This is a genomic window from Oceanobacillus sp. CF4.6 (assembly GCF_051262635.1).
Taxonomy (GTDB): Bacteria; Bacillota; Bacilli; order Bacillales; family Amphibacillaceae; genus Oceanobacillus.
The window spans coordinates 100,925-118,461 of record NZ_JBIMEX010000004.1; the positions used below are offsets into that span (position 1 = coordinate 100,925).

Consider the following 17,537-nt stretch of genomic DNA (forward strand, 5'->3'; position numbering starts at 1 on the left):
ATTGTCAACAAAATACGAACGTTGAATAATTTTAAGCGAGTATTGTTCGTTTTATTGCTTATTAGACATAATAAATTGAAAATACCCTCAACCATAAGCTGGTTGAAGGTAATTATTTACTCCCACTCAATCGTTGCAGGTGGCTTACTCGTAATATCATAAACAACACGGTTAATATGTTCGACATCGTTCACCAATCGTGTGGATATTTTTTCAAGGACGTCCCAAGGGATCCTTGCCCAATCGGAAGTCATTCCATCAATCGATGTTACTGCCCGAATACCAATTGTGTGATCATAAGTTCTCGCATCACCCATTACACCAACACTTTTAATGTTAGGAAGGACAGTAAAGTATTGCCAAATATCGCGATCAAGTCCTGCCTTCGCAATTTCTTCCCGCAATACTGCATCTGACTCCCGAACAATTTCAAGTTTATCTTCCGTTACTTCACCTAATATACGAATGGCAAGTCCCGGACCTGGAAATGGTTGACGCCATACAATGTGATCAGGAATTCCCAACTGAGATCCGAGTTCACGCACTTCATCTTTAAATAACGTATTCAAAGGTTCAATTAGCTCAAATTGCATATCTTCAGGTAAACCACCAACATTATGGTGGGATTTAATTGTTTGGGCTGTATCTGTTCCACTTTCGATGACATCTGTATAAAGGGTTCCTTGTGCAAGGAAGTCAATTTCTTTTAATTTTGCTGCTTCATCGTCAAATACATAAATAAATTCATTACCGATGATTTTACGCTTTTGCTCCGGATCGTCGACACCAGTAAGCTTCGAAAGGAAACGATCCTTTGCATCCACTTTAATAATATTCATATGGAAATCTTTAGCAAATACCTCCATCACATCATCGCCTTCATTTTTACGGAGAAGACCATGATCAACGAAGATACAAGTGAGCTGATCTCCAATTGCCTTATGGATTAACGCAGCAACAACGGAAGAATCCACTCCACCACTTAGGGCACAAAGTACTTTGCGATCGGCAACTTTATTTTGAATATTTCGGACTTCCAAATCAATAAAGTTTTCAATACTCCAATCACCCGAACTATGACAAACATCAAAGACAAAATGATTTAATACGTCATTTCCATACTCTGAATGTCGGACTTCTGGATGAAATTGTACACCGTACAGACTTCTTTCGGTATCACTAATGGCCGCAATTGGTGTTGATGGACTTGTTGCATCAATTTGGAAGGAAGGTGGGGCTGCTGTCACTTTATCTCCATGACTCATCCACACGGTTTGTTTTGCCTTCGTATCTTTAAATAAAATCGGGTCCTGATTCAATTCAATAAGTGCTTTACCATATTCACGGTTTTTTGCTTTTTCCACCGTTCCATTGAAATGAAGTGCCATTAGCTGCATGCCATAACATATTCCTAGAATTGGGATACCTAGGTCAAAAATTGCTTCATCACAGCGGAAACTATTTTCATCGTACACGCTGTGTGGGCCACCAGATAAAATAATACCTTTCGGGTTCATTTCTTTAATTTCTTCAGCAGTTAATTTATGGGAGTGTAATTCACTGTATACCCCAAATTCTCTTATACGGCGTGTAATTAACTGATTATATTGACTACCAAAATCTAATACGAGTATTAATTCATTATTCTCCATGGTTGCTCTCCTATCTGCATTTGATATCATGTTCGTTCTTTCATTGGAAACTGATCAGACGCTACCTTCTACTAAAAACCTGGATTCCCTTTTTTTTGCATTCTATATATAAATATAAATCCGCATATAGATAGCTACAAAAAGACAGGAATCCAGGTATTCAAACTAGGGTTCCGCCTTCATAGTCAGAGCATTTACGGTGCTCCGGTAGAAACTTTCGACCCATATTGTCGAGGATATACGAACGGCATCAATATTCACTTTTAAGTCGTACACGAAGACCTAGTAAAAGGACTATTAAGTAACACAACAATACGTGACTATTTTTACATGTACTTTATTCTACTAACCAAGCTTCAACTGGTCAACCCATTATTCGTTTAATTAAATTTTTCCATAATTGAGTCAGTTCATTTATTTGTGATTGATTTGTTTCATTTTTATAAAGCATTCGTTCATAATAATTCGTCAGCTGTCCCATTTCATCTGTAGAATAGCTACTATCTATTTTTTTTGCGAATTCACTTAATGTTTGGTCAGGTTCCTTTGTATAGCCTTGATGCTGCAGTACCTTCATCAAGTAATGATAGGCATCCTGAAATGTTTTTGCATCCTGATTTTTATGAAGTTTTACCGCAAGTGTCTTCGTTTTCCAACGATACCTTGATTTATAGATTATTATGCCAATTGCAGTAAGAACTGCTAGTAATAGCATCATATGCCACCATTTAATTGATACCGTTGAGGTACCCGCTTCTGATTCAGCTGCCTCTATTTCTGCTTCTTCGGGCAATTCAGGCTCTGACTGTTGTGGTGTTTCCACCTCTGGCACTTCTAGGATATCGTCTTCCGTTTCTTCACTATTCTCCTCTGAATCAACATGGAAATCTGATAAATTGGAAAAACCTTGAGTAGGTTCAAATGAAACCCAACCTGATTCGGGAAAATAAACCTCCACCCATGAGTGGGCATTTCCATTCGTCACTTCGTATATATTATTGTTTTCTTCACTACCAACCACTTCTCCACTTGTGAAACCTTTTACCCATCTAGAAGGTATATCGAGGGTACGAAGCATAACAACCATGGATGTTGAGAAGTTATCACAGTAACCGGCTTGTGATTCAAAAAGAAACTGATCAACGTAATCTTCATTTTCCGAAGGCACAGGGACATCCGTCGTTTGATACACGAAATCATTGCTTGCAAAATACCTTTCAACCGCTTTGACCTTGTCATATGTTGTTTCCTGCCCAGCAGTTATTTCCTCAGCAAGTCCACCGACCCGTTCAGGAAGTGTATCGGGAACCTGCGTATATTGTTCCATGATTTCAGTAGGGTATTCATCCGTACTGTTCCGGAGAGAATTTATCTCAAAAGAAGGGTTATCATAGTTCAGTTGATATCCAGATAGATTAGCAACTGCCCCATTTATCCGAGCTTCTATTGCCTCCGTATTTGAGTCCAGGTAAAATTCAGCACCTTCGAGACCTTTTACTTCATTAATGCCATACGGGTATACGAGCTTATTAAGTGATTCATTTTCCTGAAACTCGATAAACGTATGAAGTTCTTCCGTTTCCACACCGTCCGCCAACATGTCCAACGTGATCGAACCAGCAGACTGTGCTTCATAATTAGGTTCCGTTGAAGGAATCCAACCTTTCCCCGTATAGACATCTTTTGTTTCGATCCGCCAATAATGACTTTCCGAGGCAACAGCATGAAAGACGGTGTTATCATCCTGTATAAACGATCCTCCAAGCCTTGAATCATCTTCCCCATAGCCAACCTTTTGAATAGCCGACCCGCCTTCTCCGGCATTACCGGCAGTACTTTGAATAAATGGTACCGGGTCAGGCCACTGGGGTTCGGCCTTAGGCGCTGTAAAACCAATCATCGCTGAGAAAAATACAATAGTAAGGAGTGATATTAACCATACCGGTGAATTCTTAACCAATAAAGAATGGATCGATTCCCTGTCCATTTCCCTCATAAGGTTGGCTATTCCTAGCGCAACTAAGGAGATAACAAATGTTCTTACAATGGAAATGGAAGCGTCATAAATAGTGAACGTATCAAGAATGGATAAATAAATAATCGTAAGTAGTACAAACAGAAAAATCCGTTTCATCTGAACGAACCAATAATGCAATAAGTAGCTCATCAACCAAATTAACAGGAGGAACAGGAAACTTCGAAATAATGGTGTCAAATAATACCATTGTTGCGAAAATAAAGCCTGTAAATTATAGGAAAATTCCATTCGTATTTGTTCAAACCATACGGAACTTAAAATAGTCCCCTCAAAATAGAGACCATTTAAAATAAAAAGCAATGCAAACCCCTTGAGTAAAAATCCAATCCACCACTTTAACTGAAAGATGGAGATAAAGAAGCAAAAAAGGGTATAAATAACAAATATCATTATATTGGATGTATCCGAAATAGCTTCCAATGGATAAAGCCATTCAAGAAATAGGAAAAATCCAACAAGATACAAAATAGAGGTGTATAAGATCGTCGTCTTCCTTTTCTGTTGGTTCATCCTATACTCACCTCTATCGGACTTTTCATTAATTGTTTCTCTGTCAGCACTTGCACGGGTATGTTCGCATAACGAAGTTGCTGTATCTGTTGTTGTTCCCCACCTGAAATCAGCGTCTCTGACTGTATAAATATTACTGCTACACGTTTCGTCCGTTGTTTCAATTGTTGTATCGATTGCTTTAAAAAATCATCGATATGAGTCGTTATAAAGATAACAAAGTTGCCTTGATCCATTCGTTTTATTTCTTCTTTTACTCTAATAGAGAAAGGCCGATCGCCATTAGGTTGCATACGCGTCAAATACTGGTTGACTTGACTGTATGAATTACCCTGTTCTGGCGGAAAATATACGCTTTCTTCGCCTATGGATAAGAAGCCGATCTGTGTATCCCTTTTCTGGAATAAGCTCATAAGCGATAGACAGACTTCAACCGTGGCTTCATATGCCAAGGAACTCATTCCTTCAAAGTAGCAGTTATCATGGACAAGCAGTATATCTGTGCTTTTTTCCTGCTCAAATTCTTTCGTCATCACCGTATTCTTTCTTGCTGTTTGTTTCCAATCAATCCATGAAAAACGATCACCTGGAGCATATTCACGTATCCCTACAGCAACATTCGTATTTGCCAGGCTATGAGAGTGGGAAGAAACAGAACCTTGTTCATAACTACTGAACCTCTCTGTTACTTGAAGAGAGTGTTTGTTTGGGTAAGCAATGATATTATCTGAGACTTCAAATACATGCTCTTTTTTTACAAAGCCAAATATATCGCTCGTTCTAACCCGGATGGACCGTAGATGATGGTCTCCTCTGGGCACTTGTTGAATAGAATAGGAGAATTGAAAAACACGCTTAGAAATGGGGAAAGTAATTTTTTTGATGCTTCTTTCCACATTTAATTGATAGGGCTGATTCATATAGTGGTATTTATCTTTACGACTGTCTACTTTCATTAGTGATTGTGGAATTACTTCTTCAATAATGCAATAATATATAGGAAATGGAAAGGACCTTTCAATCTTAATCGTAGCGGTGACCCCATCACCGGCTTCGATGATGTGATGAGAGAATTCCCTTGAAACCTTCCATTGCTTAATCGGATAAATAAGGAATCCTATCAAGTAGAGAAAGATTGGTAGAAAGCTAAAAAACAAGAACCAACTGACAAAACCACCTTGGAACATTGCAAAGGAGAATAAAACGATAATAACGGAAATAGCAAAAATAACATTACCGACCATTCTTAACGAACCATTCATCAACTAAATTCCTTCCGAATGGGAATATGTGTTGATTTTACAATCGCTGCAATCGTATCCTCATTTGTTATTCCCTCATATCTTGCTTCAGAAGTTAAAATGATTCGATGGGAAAGAACGTATGGAGCCAAGGTTTTTACGTCATCAGGCAGGACATAATCCCTACCATATATGTAGGCGTAAGCCTTTGATGCTTTCATTAATGCAATGGATCCTCTTGGACTGACACCAAGATAAATGGCACTGTTTTCTCTTGTTCGTGTAACAAGATTAACAATGTATTGCTGAATATTTCTATCAATATACACTTCTTTAACTTCTTCCTGTATTTCAACCAATTCATTTCTACTAATAACTGCGCTTATCGTCTCGATTGGGTGATTTCCTAAGGTTCTTTCAAGCATCTCTAATTCATCGCCAAAAGATGGGTATCCCATTTTTAGTTTCAGAATAAAACGATCTAGCTGTGCTTCTGGGAGTGGGTACGTTCCTTCATATTCAATCGGATTTTGTGTTGCCATAACAAAGAATGGCTTATCGAGAGGTTTTGTATCACCATCTACGGTTACATTTTTCTCTTCCATTGCTTCCAGGAGTGATGATTGTGTCTTTGGAGAAGTTCGATTAATTTCATCTGCCAGAATTATATTTCCAAAAATCGGTCCGCCACGGAATTCAAATTCCAGTTCTTTTGGATTATATATAGAGACACCAGTCACATCAGAGGGCAGTAAATCAGGGGTAAACTGGATTCTCTTAAAATCACAGTCAAGCGATTTAGCCAGTGTGCGGACGAGCATTGTTTTACCCACACCAGGGACATCCTCCAACAGCACATGACCTTCCGCCAATAATGCTACTAAACTGAGTGTTGCCACTTCCTCTTTACCTATCATTACTTTATTAATATTATTCAATACTCTTTCTATCTTTTCATTATATACGCTTGTACCATGGATCACTCTGATTGCCCCTTCCCATAAAACACTCTATTATAACTATACAAGAAAACAGAACTAAGTTAAAGGTAATTAATTGATAGTTTAAAACTATTATGAACATATAATATCTTCTTTATACGAACTATTTTGTTTATAAAGTTGCAAGTAAGAAAGTTTATACTTTCTTACTTGCGCCAAAAAAAGGAGAGGAAGATTTATATCTTCCTCTCCTACTCTCAATCTATTATTAAACTCTTATTAAGAGTTATTATTGTTCCGTTGGTTTCCGCCCTTTTCGCCAATTTCACGATAGAAATCTTTATCATGATTCTTGGAAGTAGCTTCCCCGCCTTTTTGACCTATTTCTTCATAGAAATCCTGGTCATATTTATTGGAAGTAGTTTCTCCACCTTTTTGACCGATTTCTTCATAGAATTCCTGATCGTGATTTCGTGCTGTTTGATTTCCGCCTTTTTGACCTGCTTGTTCACGAGACATTTTGTTGTTATTATTGTTTTTTGCCATACTTAACATCTCCTTTTCGAATTAGTTTCGTATTTAGCACTTACATTTTAACAATCCCACGATTCGTTTCTCTTCAAAGATGTTCTCGACTTAAATTTTTCATTGGTAATTTACTTATGAATTATTTTTGCTTTGTCTACCGGTGCTTTCTTTACCGCCTCTACGACCAATCTCTTCATAGAAATCCTGGTCATGGTTTTTCGAAGTTGTTTCTCCGCCTTTTTGACCGATTTCCTCGAAAAATTCCTGATCATGGTTTCTGGCAGTTTGATTACCACCCTTTTTACCTGCTTCTTCGCGAGACATCTTACCGTTATTGTTATTAGCCATTTAAAACAGCTCCTTTCAATTTTAGTATTCCTCGCTTACAGTACGTGTTTTCCACCTTATCATTTTCCTAAACATGAATATCGTCTTTTAATCTTTCTGTAATATTACTAGGCTGTTTTCTAAAAGATAGGATTGGAGTTACTCGTTTCATCGAAAAGAATTGTTTTTATTTCATAAAATCTATTACTACGAAATAACTGCTGCCCCGCCGTCCGGGATCGCTCTGGGCGGATGCGCATCCTTAGGGCACGGCCTCAGCCTCCTCGAGAAGACCACTCTGCGGGGTCTTCGGACACGTGCTTTTCCCGCAGGAGTCACCGCCCGCCGCTCACCCGGACTAGTGAAGCTCGGTGATATGAATTTTATAAATCACTAATGCAGTTACCAGTTTGTAAGCTTAAAACCAGCTCTGGGGAAATATACGAAGACTCCAACGGGAGGAAAGGCATCGGTGAGACCCCTAAAGACGCGAAGCACGAGGAGGGCTCACCAGCCGCCCGCGGAAAGTGAAGTAACTTATATCCTGGTTCGTAGTTTATCTCAACTTCTGCGTTAATTAAATCACAAACATTACGAAAATAGCCTAGTCTTATTTGCTGTATTTTTCATTCATCTTCTTAAATACTTTTTCTGCAGCTTGGTCTTTTTCCGCTTTTTCTTCATCTTCCAAATCAAACTCCAGTTGAGCGTCTTTTGGTAGGTTAAAGAATTCCTTTTTTGGCTTATCTTCTTTAAGTGTCATCCCCTCCACCCCTTCCTAAATTTTAGAATCGGTCATTTAATACCGGGTCAACGTAGTTCTTCCGCTTCATCCAAACAAATCCATCACCTTTCGTTATAACAGCAACGTCAATTGGAGGTCCGACTGATTCGGTAGTTCTTGAAACCCTTCGTTTGAAAGATGTCAGGTTTATAAGTGCCTCTGCCATTTCAGCTAAATCTTCTTTCGGCAGGGAACGAACGATACCGAGTAATGGATTGATATAATTTTTATTCTGATACTCTTCCACTGCATCCTCAATGGATTTGTATAATTCATTACCCATATTCTCAATTTCCTTAACCTGTTCATCTGTAAATGTAATACGAAGGTGTTTTTGAATCTGTTCATGGTATCCTACTAGTACTTTATTTATGATGCCGAAGAATGCTTCTTCCATATTGGGTTCTATACCGCCAATGAAGGAATCCACCATTTCTCGTTGGGCAAAAGCAGTAATTACTGCCGTCCCTTCCTTTCGATCACTCGTGTAGCTAATTTTCTTTTTCTTGAGTTGCTTGTATTTTAATTCTCCAAACACAAATCCTTCCAAGCGATAATTCAGCAGGTGAGGGAAAATTTCCTTCTCTCCATAGCCAGCAATAACGATACCTGTACTGCCCATACTAAAATAATCTTTTCTCGTTGCTTCAAAAGCGAGTTCTAAAAGATTATCTTTAAGTTCCTCAGGCAGCTCAAAGGAAATTAATTCTTCTTTAATCTCTTTGACTACCGAGCTAAATTTTTCCCTAAACAAGTTATACTGAATATCTAAAAACAATTCCTTTTTCTTCCTATATGAAGTAAGACTTCTACTCACACAATCTGTTAACCACTCCGTCACCTTTTCATTCGTAACTTTCTGGTCGCTATTCTCCATACCGTCCTCCACTTCTCTGACGATACGCTTTAAAACATCTGAAAAAGTGCGGTAAACGATAATTTCTTCTATTTCTGGGTTATTAAACCTTTCGTCCTGGCGCAGGAAATCGAGAAAGTCTTCCAAGTAAAATGTTAAGTCAGCAAATTTCCGATCACCAAGATATTCTCGGTAAGACTTAATAATCACATCCCATGGTACCTCCATAAAAGAGGCTGCACCATAGACCATCATTCCAACTGGGTGTTCACTGGACAAGGAAAAAAGCTTATTTGCCGAATTATATACTTTTTGTAGGCCGTCTCTACCGCTTGTAATCGCACTATCAGCAGCTAATGCCATCCCCAGCTTATTCATAATCGCCACCTCTGCAGTCATACAATCCACCTCTCTCTACCAATCCCTTTCCCGAAATGCGTGCCTGTCACTCCCCGAATTTTGTCGAATAATAGAAAAATAGCATCACTCCTAAACTGAGTGATGCTACCGTTATTATTTATTAAGGTTGATATAAAAGTGGTCCACCCGGTCCGAGTGGTATTCCGACTAGCATCCAAATAACTAGCATAATTGTCCATCCTACCAGGAAGTAAATGGAATACGGAAGCATAACAGAAATCAATGTACCAATTCCCATTTTCTTATCATACTTTTGTGCAAATGCGATTATAATTGCAAAGTATGTCATTAATGGAGAAATGATATTTGTTGTTGAATCTGCCACACGATAAGCCATTTGCGTCAGTTCCGGTGAATAGCCCAATTGCATCATGATTGGAACAAATATTGGAGCCATCATCGCCCATTTCGCGGATGCACTTCCAATAAATAAGTTAATAAATGCAGTAATTAAAATAAACGCCAAAATAAGTGGTATACCTGTTAGATTAACACTATCCAAGAACTCAGCACCATAAACACCTAGAACCAATCCCATATTGGACTCATTGAAAAAAGCTACAAATTGACCGGCAGTAAAAGCAAGAACAATGAACATTCCCATGGATGCCATCGTATCCGTCATTTGGCCAGCAACATCTTTGTCATTTCGGATAACTTTTGTAACAATTCCATAAACAAGTCCTGGAACAAAGAATAGGATTGCAATTATTGGAACTAATGAGCTCATGAACGGAGATTGAACAATCTGCTCCATTGCGTCACCCTCCGTACCACGTAAAGGTGCACCTTCAGGAACAATCAGCAACGCTGTTAAAATTAACGCGACAGCCAATGCAATCCCTGACCAAATAAGCCCTTTTTTCTCAATTGGCTGAATACCTTCCAAGCTTTCTTTTTGATCTCCTTTATACGTTCCGAGTCGTGGTTCTACAACACGTTCGGTAACCCATGCACCGATAAAAGTAAGCACAAATACAGATGCCGCAATAAAGAACCAGTTCATTGCAATATTCATTGTTTCTGCATATGCTGGGTCAATAATCGAAGCTGCTGCAATTGTAAGTTCCCCAAGCATTGCATCTGTTCCAGACAGAAGTAAATTTGCACTAAATCCTGCAGAAACACCAGCAAAGGCTGCTGCCAGACCGGCTAATGGATGACGGCCGAGTGCTGCAAATAGTAATGCCCCAAGTGGTGGCAATACAACATATCCTGCATCAGATGCCACACTGGACATAATTCCAGCAAAGACAAGTCCTAATGTAATAAAACGATTTGGTACAGATAATACAAAGCCACGAAGCAATGCACTAATGAGACCCGTGCGCTCCGCTACACCAATTCCTAGCATCGTTACGAGCACTACTCCAAGTGGTGCGAAACCGATGAAGTTATCGGTCATACTTCCAAATATATATTGAATCCCTTCTGCACTCAGCAGATTATTAATTTCAACCATCGTTCCTTCTTCACCAGGGTGCTCTACACTAATCCCTAACGGCTGCAATGCAGCTGAAAGCAAGAGTACAAGTAAAGCTAAGATTGCGAATAACGTAACCGGGTGAGGCAACTTATTTCCAACTAACTCTACTCCATCTAGTGAGCGTTGGAACAAACCCTTTCTTTCCTCTGACATAAATGTTGCTCCTTCCTCATCCTTAAATCGTTAATATTCTGAAAAATACGCACAAAATTTGACACGTTTTTCATTATACATGCCTTAACAGTAAATTTAAATATCTTCTAAAAAAGCAATAATAATGAAATTTTTCCTAAGATTACACCTAGAAGGATTATTTATGTAAAAAGAGATATATAGAAAAGGAAATAGCATTTTTTAACGTACGATTATGAGAAGTTAACGGAAATTTAAAATAGTTCTTTAAAAAACGTATTCCCTCTCATACCAACCCACAAACTTGATTGTTCTATTTTATTTGCTAATTGTAATAGTCGGTGCTCTTCCCCTTTTTGTGCGATCACTTGTACACCTAACGGGAGTCCATCTTCCGACAGATGCACCGGCATGGACATTGCAGGTTGACCAGTAAGGTTAGCAAGCTGGCTGAACGGTGTATAGGTTAAACTTGGTAAAAACATGTCATATACCAATGCTTGTTGTTCCGCCACCGTGTTCATTTCTTTCAGTTTTACTCGTAATTTTTCTTGTTCCTGCTTCTCATGGGTTAGCTCACCAACTTTGGGTGCTGTATATGCAGTAGCTGGTGTAATATAAAAATCATATATTCGATGAAAATTCGCCATCTTTTCTGCAGCGTTATCCCATGATGCTAGACTGTCTGCGTATGCTGCAGCTGAAACTGATTTTCCTGCTTGATGCAATATCCATGATTCAACCTCTATGTCATCTGCAGTAATTTTTCTTCCTAGCGCTCGTTCCAGACCAATGATTGTTGCATTCATTTCTCCACTGTTCATTAGATAATAATCTTTCATTAACTGGCGACCATTCACATGATTGTCCGCTTCTTCTATATCATGTCCCTGAGCCTCCAACCATCTCACCGTCTTTTCGACAGCAATCTTTGCATCCTCAGAAACTGGTGTACCAACTGGAGACGTTGTAGAGAAGGCGATACGCAATGGCCTTCGAATGTCTTCTATCATGGCATCTGTATAACTACCAGGAAATAACGGTGTCTGAAAGGCTGCTTCGGCTTGTACGACTTGAAGAATATCAAGCATTGCAGCACTATCACGTACACTTCTGCTTAAAGCAAAATTAATCGAAGCCCCCTGCCATTGCCTTCCATATCCAGGCCCGACCGGTGTACGTCCCCTCGTCGGTTTTAAACCAAATAAGCCAGTGAATGAAGCTGGAATTCGTATGGAACCGCCTCCATCACTAGCACCAGCCATCGGGACAATTCCAGAAGCAATTGCGGCAGCTGCTCCACCGCTTGACCCTCCTGGTGAATATTCGGTATTCCACGGATTTCTCGTGGGCCCATACATTTCTGGTTCTGTAATATTTTTCAAGCCAAATTCCGGTGTATTGGTATGCCCCATAAAATGGAATCCCGCATCACGGAATTTCTTCACAAAATAAGAATCATGTTTAGAACGGTTCCCCAGAAGAAGCTTGGAACCTGATGTCATCTGTTCACCTTCCACAGCTTGGGAGATATTTTTCAACAAAATAGGAACCCCATTAAACGGTGCCCCTTCAATCGAAATCCGCTCTGCTTCCTCCAGTGCCTTTTCCATTCTTGTATGAGTAACAACATTTAAGGATGGGTTTACCTTCTCCAGTTGCTTAAACGCGGTATCCATCAATTCCTTTGCGGTTATTTCTTTCTTTTTGATTAAATTAGCCATTTCCGTTGCATCCATTTTTAAGTATGTTTCTAAATTCATATGTATCACTCCCCACAAAGGCCTTTTACAAATTAGTCTAACATGGATGGGGAATTGTTCCAAAACTATGCTTTCCCCTTATCCTTTTGTGTTTCCTCTTGATCCTCTTTCTTCTTACTTTGCCAAGGTTCAAATGTAAATGGTATGTCTGCCATCTTAGCTGTAAGTTGATCGTAGGATACAAGGTCTTTTTTGGTTAGTTCTTTTAGAGATTTTTTCCCCATCGCCCGTAGTCCCATTCTGATTTCTTCAATACAAGCAGTCAGAAATTTCCCGGCTGATTTTACCCCTTCCTCTTTTTTGAATTGGTTCTTAAATTTGCCCTCATTCCATACAACTTGTGTTGGTGGTTCGAATGGAAGTGCTTTAAATGTCTGGCTATGTGCTACAGAAAATAACATTACCGTCCCTAAATAAACCGCGTCCGCTCCAAGTGCTAAAATCTTCAAAAATTCACCAGGTGTAAAGAGGCCACCAGAGACAATTAAACTAATCTTTCCTTTCATCTTCCGCTTTTCCAAATGATTAACCGCTCGAACAACTGCATGTAAGGTCGGTATTCCAAAATCATCCGCTAAAATGGGTGGTGCACCGTGTGTCGCTGCCTGTCCCCCGTCAATAGAAATAAAATCTACTCCCATATCGATTAACTGGTCTATATCTTCTTCTAGCTTCCCTCCTGCAGCTATCTTTGCTCCAATCGGAACACCACCTGTTAATTGACGAAGTTCCTTTACCAATTCTCTTAAATCATTAATTGTTTGATTTTCAAAAAAATGTTCATAAATAACTGCATCTTCATCTTCTTTTAGCCCCATTACTTCCCTAGCACGTCCCGTTAAATTTTTAGGAGATATTTTTCCACCCATTCCAGCTAGTGCTCCTTGACCAAACTTAATCTCTATCATATCCGCTTGTTTAATAAGTTTTTCATCTTTTGACCAATCTGTTTTGGAAAATTGTAATATATATTTTTCTGCTGCTTCTATTTCCTCTGACATCACGCCACCTTCACCGGAATTGATAGCTGTTCCGGCTTGATTCGCAGCTCCGACCAACGCGAGTCTGACTTCTTCACTTAAGGCAATACCATAGGCCATTCCACTAATTATTAAAGGAATATCAATCTGAAGCGGCTTTTTGGCTTTTGGACCAATCGTCACTTTCACATCCACCTCTTCCTCCCCATCAATTGGAAAGGAAGAGACTTGTGCGGGGATAAACGTCATATTGTCAAAATGAGGCCATTTCTTTGATGAACCTAGCGGACGATGAAGAACATCACCGGTTTCAGCCCGCAAATTATTCTCCAGTGAATTCTGGATTCCCATATGTTTAAACCCGGGAATCATTTCCATCAAGTTTTCCTGATAACTATCCGTGAAAATAATTTTCCCCATATGTTTTACCATCCGTTTCATCAACCAACGCCAGCCAAACAGAAAGAAAAAGAACATAAAAAATAGGATAGAAAGCAATATTAAAATAATAATAGCAATTAGGAACATCATCTTCACTACCTTGCCAACAAATTGTTTAACCTTATCGTTTTCCTAAGAATGATAAACATGTTTTATGGTTTCGAGCATATATATACATCAAAGCAGATTATAAATTAATTTCGAGTCTAAAAGAGGGGTTTACTATAGAACCATTTAAAGAATTACATCATCGTCCGTTTCCAATACCTACCAATCGATGGATTATGCGACAAATCTGGCGAAACGTTGCCTTTACTCATTGGCCCGTTCCACCGCACCGTTTAAGGTCCTTGATTCCTGATTTTTTAAAGATTGATACATATCTTGGACAAGCATGGATAGGTATGATTGTATTTGACCTGGAAAGTATATATCTACGAGGAATCCCTGCGTTTTCTTTAACCTCTGGATTTCCCGAGATAAATATTAGAACTTATGTAACATACAATGGAATACCGGGAATTTACTTTCTTTCTATTGACGTGAACAATTGGGCCTCCAATAGGATAGCAAAGAGATGGTATTATTTACCTTATCAACCCTCAATTATCTCCATTGAACAAAAAGAGCAATTCTTTCACTTTAATAGCATTCGAAAAAAGAATGTGCATATGAAGAGCGAGGGCTCATTTACACCATTTCCAGGTGTCTATTATGCCGAAAAAGAATCATTGGATTATTGGCTCACTGAAAGATACCGCTTATACAGCATGGGCAAGAATTCAACTATTTATATGGCAGATATCCATCATAAACAGTGGCCTTTACAGCCAGCAACATCCGACATACAAAAGAACAAACTTATTTCAGAACTCCAACTTGGTGTTAATGAATACCAACCAGCTATGACACACTTTTCCAATGGAATAGATACCCTTTTTTGGAATATTAAAAGGTTATTGTAACCAACTACCTATTTGAAGAGGGTTGCTTTTTTGTTTCATTCGTATCCTCTTTTTTCCATGGAGGATCTCCATCTTTATGCAACTTCTGATTTATCTTATACGTTACATACGGTACAAAAAATGCCAAGAACGTACATACAAATCCAAGAGTGGTTGGTATTCTTTCCATTATCATAGTCCACATCTATTGATCCTCTCCTTCTTTCTTCATTCGAATAGAATTACCTGGTTCCTGAATTGTAGTTTTTACATTAATTTTTATATTACTTTTTGCGAAATAATTTTCTCCATAATCCCAGTCTCCTTCAATTTCTTTCCATAATTTATAATGATGCATTCTAAGGTATTTATCGAAAGTAAGCACATCTACTTGTAAGTCATCCTTTATTTTTTTCGAAGCATCCTCTGCTAATTTCTTTACCTTATCCTCTAACGCTTTTTCAAATTTATCTCTATTTTCCTTTTTGTAAAAATCCAATGAACCAAAGTACTCTGCGATGGAAGCATTTATTTCAATATCTACTTGAAATTCCAGATTTTCCTTACTTTTATTCTTAAGCTTAAGTTTACTACCGCCTTTCTTAATAAGAAATGTCGCCTGATCCCCCTCTACATCAGCAGTAATACTGCCTTGCTGATTCTCGCCAATGATAAGGTTCAGTCCTTTTGCCTCATCCCCTTTAAGGGTATCGACCAATTGACTTGTATGCCCCTGAAAAACTGCTAACCCTTCATAATTGATACTATTATCAGCATACATGGCAATTTGTGGGATGATATAGCTTCTATTCATTAAAAGGTCTTCCTGTATATCACCAACTCGAATGGGTTCTGTTGTTTCTGCAACCTGTCTATTTTCCATAAGTTCACTGACATACTGTGCTGGAACTTTTGCATGCTCCGTTTCTAGATCTAAGAAATCCTTCGCTTTCCCATCTGAAATTGCCATTAGGATTCCTCTGCGCATATTCTCTTGACGAATAAACACATCCATAATATCAGCAAATAGTCCTTTTTCTTTAGCAAGATCCTTGGATATAATTGCTATTTCTATATGCTCTATATTGGTCTTGCGATTGGCCTGCTTAGAGATAGCTGAATTAATCTCATATAAGCTTTCCCCAGTTTGAGATAAATTTCGAAAGGCCTTCTCCCCTCCTCCCCCTCCTCCTGATGGTGTACCTATACCAGCGGGAACAATGAGTTGGTTTGTCATTTCAAAACGCGTATTTCCCCCTTGTTCGCCTGCCAAATCAACGGCAACGCCAGAAATGAATGCTCTATCTTCCACTTCTACATCATCCCAGCATCCAGCAAGAATCACCAGGAGAAAAGTAGATGTAAGAACTACTGAAAATTTTCTATTTCTCACCTTTTTTCGCTCCTTTAACTTTGTACATGATCCATAATAGAATAACGACCATTCCAGATAATCCCCAACCGTAATAACCTATATATTCTCCAAAGATTCCTATTTCTACAAAATCTTGAGGAATTCCCACTATCAAGTAAATGATAGGGGACAACACAAATATAATTTTTAATTTACCTATGTTAGGAAAAATTGAGTTTAATGCTAGTACGGAAACATCAAATGCCATTGCCGCTGTAGTAAAGATTACTATAATCCAAATAACAAAGAACACAGATTCTAACCGTTCCAAAAAACCTCCAGGAACTTCTATCGACTTGGATAATTCGATAAAGGGAAAGCGAATATTAGCTGTTGTTTCATTTCCGAATACTGCAATACAAGTTAAATAAATAAAAATATACATAATTACTACCCATGACATTCCAAAGGCTGCCATAGCTGGTGCCTTTTTAGGCTCCCTTACCAACGATATGTAAAAAAACAAGATACCGACTCCCGTATAAGATAAGGTACTTTCCATTGTCCCTTGTAAATATCCCTGCATATCTGTTTTAAATACTGGTAATACATTTTCCACTTCCATATAACCGATTGAAAAAAAAATTAAAATTATTGAAGTTAAAAAAATGATTGGCAAAAACATAGCATTAAGACGGAATATCCCCGCACGAGAACCAGAGATAGCATAGACAACAACAAGTAAAAAGGTTAGCGCTACAATCTCATTCGGTGTGCGTTCAAACAAATACTGATGTGCAATATTTGTAATCGCGCGTACTTCAAAAGCAGTTAAGATAATCCCCTGGATAACGAACAAAAATGTTAAAATGACAGCCACTGGTTTTGAGACCAATGATGAAGCATAGGAAAGAAAGGATTGCCCTGGAAAATTTGCAGCAATTTTTGCTATGGACCATGCAAGCATAATTGCTATCAAGCCAGACAACATAATGGAAACCCATCCATCCGATGATGTCGTTTTTTCCGCAAGCGTCCTTGGGAATACGAGTATTCCTATTGCGATTGTCATAGAAGGAACAGCAATCATGATATCTCGGGTTCTAATTTTTTCATCACCATATTTAAACGTACTCATGA

At 38.6% G+C, this 17,537-nt stretch carries 14 protein-coding genes, 1 pseudogene and 1 riboswitch; of the genes and pseudogenes, 1 reads left to right on the forward strand and 14 read right to left on the reverse strand.

Features of this window, described 5'->3' with window-relative positions:
- Positions 1 to 116 precede the first annotated feature (116 nt).
- From guaA to ACHABU_RS08705, 11 genes and pseudogenes are all read right to left on the reverse strand, one after another.
- Positions 117 to 1,652 carry a glutamine-hydrolyzing GMP synthase gene (guaA, locus tag ACHABU_RS08655; RefSeq protein WP_435764409.1) on the reverse strand — a complete coding sequence of 512 codons (1,536 nt, stop codon included), beginning with the start codon at positions 1,650 to 1,652 and terminating at the stop codon, positions 117 to 119.
- Between the two features lie 162 nt (positions 1,653 to 1,814).
- A riboswitch (purine riboswitch) is annotated at positions 1,815 to 1,916 on the reverse strand.
- A gap of 100 nt (positions 1,917 to 2,016) precedes the next feature.
- Positions 2,017 to 4,200, reverse strand: coding sequence for a transglutaminase domain-containing protein (locus tag ACHABU_RS08660; protein WP_435764411.1), 2,184 nt, complete (start codon positions 4,198 to 4,200; stop codon positions 2,017 to 2,019).
- Positions 4,197 to 5,462: a DUF58 domain-containing protein gene (locus ACHABU_RS08665; RefSeq protein WP_435764413.1), complete on the reverse strand. Its 1,266-nt coding sequence runs from the start codon at positions 5,460 to 5,462 to the stop codon at positions 4,197 to 4,199. The genes ACHABU_RS08660 and ACHABU_RS08665 overlap by 4 nt, the downstream gene beginning before the upstream one ends.
- The gene (locus tag ACHABU_RS08670) at positions 5,462 to 6,424 is read right to left on the reverse strand and encodes an AAA family ATPase (RefSeq protein ID WP_435764415.1); all 963 of its coding nucleotides are present in this window, start codon (positions 6,422 to 6,424) and stop codon (positions 5,462 to 5,464) included. Before ACHABU_RS08670 ends, ACHABU_RS08665 begins: the two co-directional genes overlap by 1 nt.
- Positions 6,425 to 6,667: 243 nt before the next feature.
- A pseudogene (locus tag ACHABU_RS08675) lies at positions 6,668 to 6,928 on the reverse strand (KGG domain-containing protein); the annotation flags it as partial.
- A gap of 114 nt (positions 6,929 to 7,042) precedes the next feature.
- Positions 7,043 to 7,258, reverse strand: a complete 216-nt coding sequence (locus ACHABU_RS08680) for a stress-induced protein, KGG, repeat-containing protein (RefSeq protein WP_435764417.1) — start codon at positions 7,256 to 7,258, stop codon at positions 7,043 to 7,045.
- 589 nt (positions 7,259 to 7,847) lie between these two features.
- Complete coding sequence (locus ACHABU_RS08685; protein ID WP_435764419.1) at positions 7,848 to 8,000, reverse strand: hypothetical protein; 153 nt, start codon at positions 7,998 to 8,000, stop codon at positions 7,848 to 7,850.
- A 22-nt stretch (positions 8,001 to 8,022) separates the two neighbouring features.
- Positions 8,023 to 9,276, reverse strand: a complete 1,254-nt coding sequence (locus tag ACHABU_RS08690) for a hypothetical protein (protein ID WP_435764421.1) — start codon at positions 9,274 to 9,276, stop codon at positions 8,023 to 8,025.
- A 121-nt stretch (positions 9,277 to 9,397) separates the two neighbouring features.
- Positions 9,398 to 10,936, reverse strand: coding sequence for an AbgT family transporter (locus tag ACHABU_RS08695; protein WP_435764423.1), 1,539 nt, complete (start codon positions 10,934 to 10,936; stop codon positions 9,398 to 9,400).
- 233 nt (positions 10,937 to 11,169) lie between these two features.
- Positions 11,170 to 12,678: an amidase gene (locus ACHABU_RS08700; RefSeq protein WP_435764425.1), complete on the reverse strand. Its 1,509-nt coding sequence runs from the start codon at positions 12,676 to 12,678 to the stop codon at positions 11,170 to 11,172.
- A 65-nt stretch (positions 12,679 to 12,743) separates the two neighbouring features.
- The gene (locus ACHABU_RS08705) at positions 12,744 to 14,186 is read right to left on the reverse strand and encodes an FMN-binding glutamate synthase family protein (RefSeq protein WP_435764427.1); all 1,443 of its coding nucleotides are present in this window, start codon (positions 14,184 to 14,186) and stop codon (positions 12,744 to 12,746) included.
- A 197-nt stretch (positions 14,187 to 14,383) separates the two neighbouring features.
- Between ACHABU_RS08705 and ACHABU_RS08710 the strand changes: the two genes are divergently transcribed.
- The gene (locus tag ACHABU_RS08710; RefSeq protein ID WP_435764429.1) at positions 14,384 to 15,064 is read left to right on the forward strand and encodes a YqjF family protein; all 681 of its coding nucleotides are present in this window, start codon (positions 14,384 to 14,386) and stop codon (positions 15,062 to 15,064) included.
- A 4-nt stretch (positions 15,065 to 15,068) separates the two neighbouring features.
- On the opposite strand, the gene ACHABU_RS08715 is transcribed toward ACHABU_RS08710, so the two are convergent.
- From ACHABU_RS08715 to ACHABU_RS08725, 3 genes are read right to left on the reverse strand one after another with little or no spacing between them, the layout of a single operon-like run.
- Positions 15,069 to 15,248 carry a hypothetical protein gene (locus ACHABU_RS08715; protein WP_435764431.1) on the reverse strand — a complete coding sequence of 60 codons (180 nt, stop codon included), beginning with the start codon at positions 15,246 to 15,248 and terminating at the stop codon, positions 15,069 to 15,071.
- Positions 15,249 to 16,436: a Ger(x)C family spore germination protein gene (locus ACHABU_RS08720; RefSeq protein ID WP_435764433.1), complete on the reverse strand. Its 1,188-nt coding sequence runs from the start codon at positions 16,434 to 16,436 to the stop codon at positions 15,249 to 15,251.
- Positions 16,426 to 17,535 (reverse strand): GerAB/ArcD/ProY family transporter, encoded by a 1,110-nt coding sequence (locus ACHABU_RS08725; protein WP_435764435.1) that lies wholly within the window; start codon positions 17,533 to 17,535, stop codon positions 16,426 to 16,428. Before ACHABU_RS08725 ends, ACHABU_RS08720 begins: the two co-directional genes overlap by 11 nt.
- Between the last annotated feature and the right edge of the window lie 2 nt (positions 17,536 to 17,537).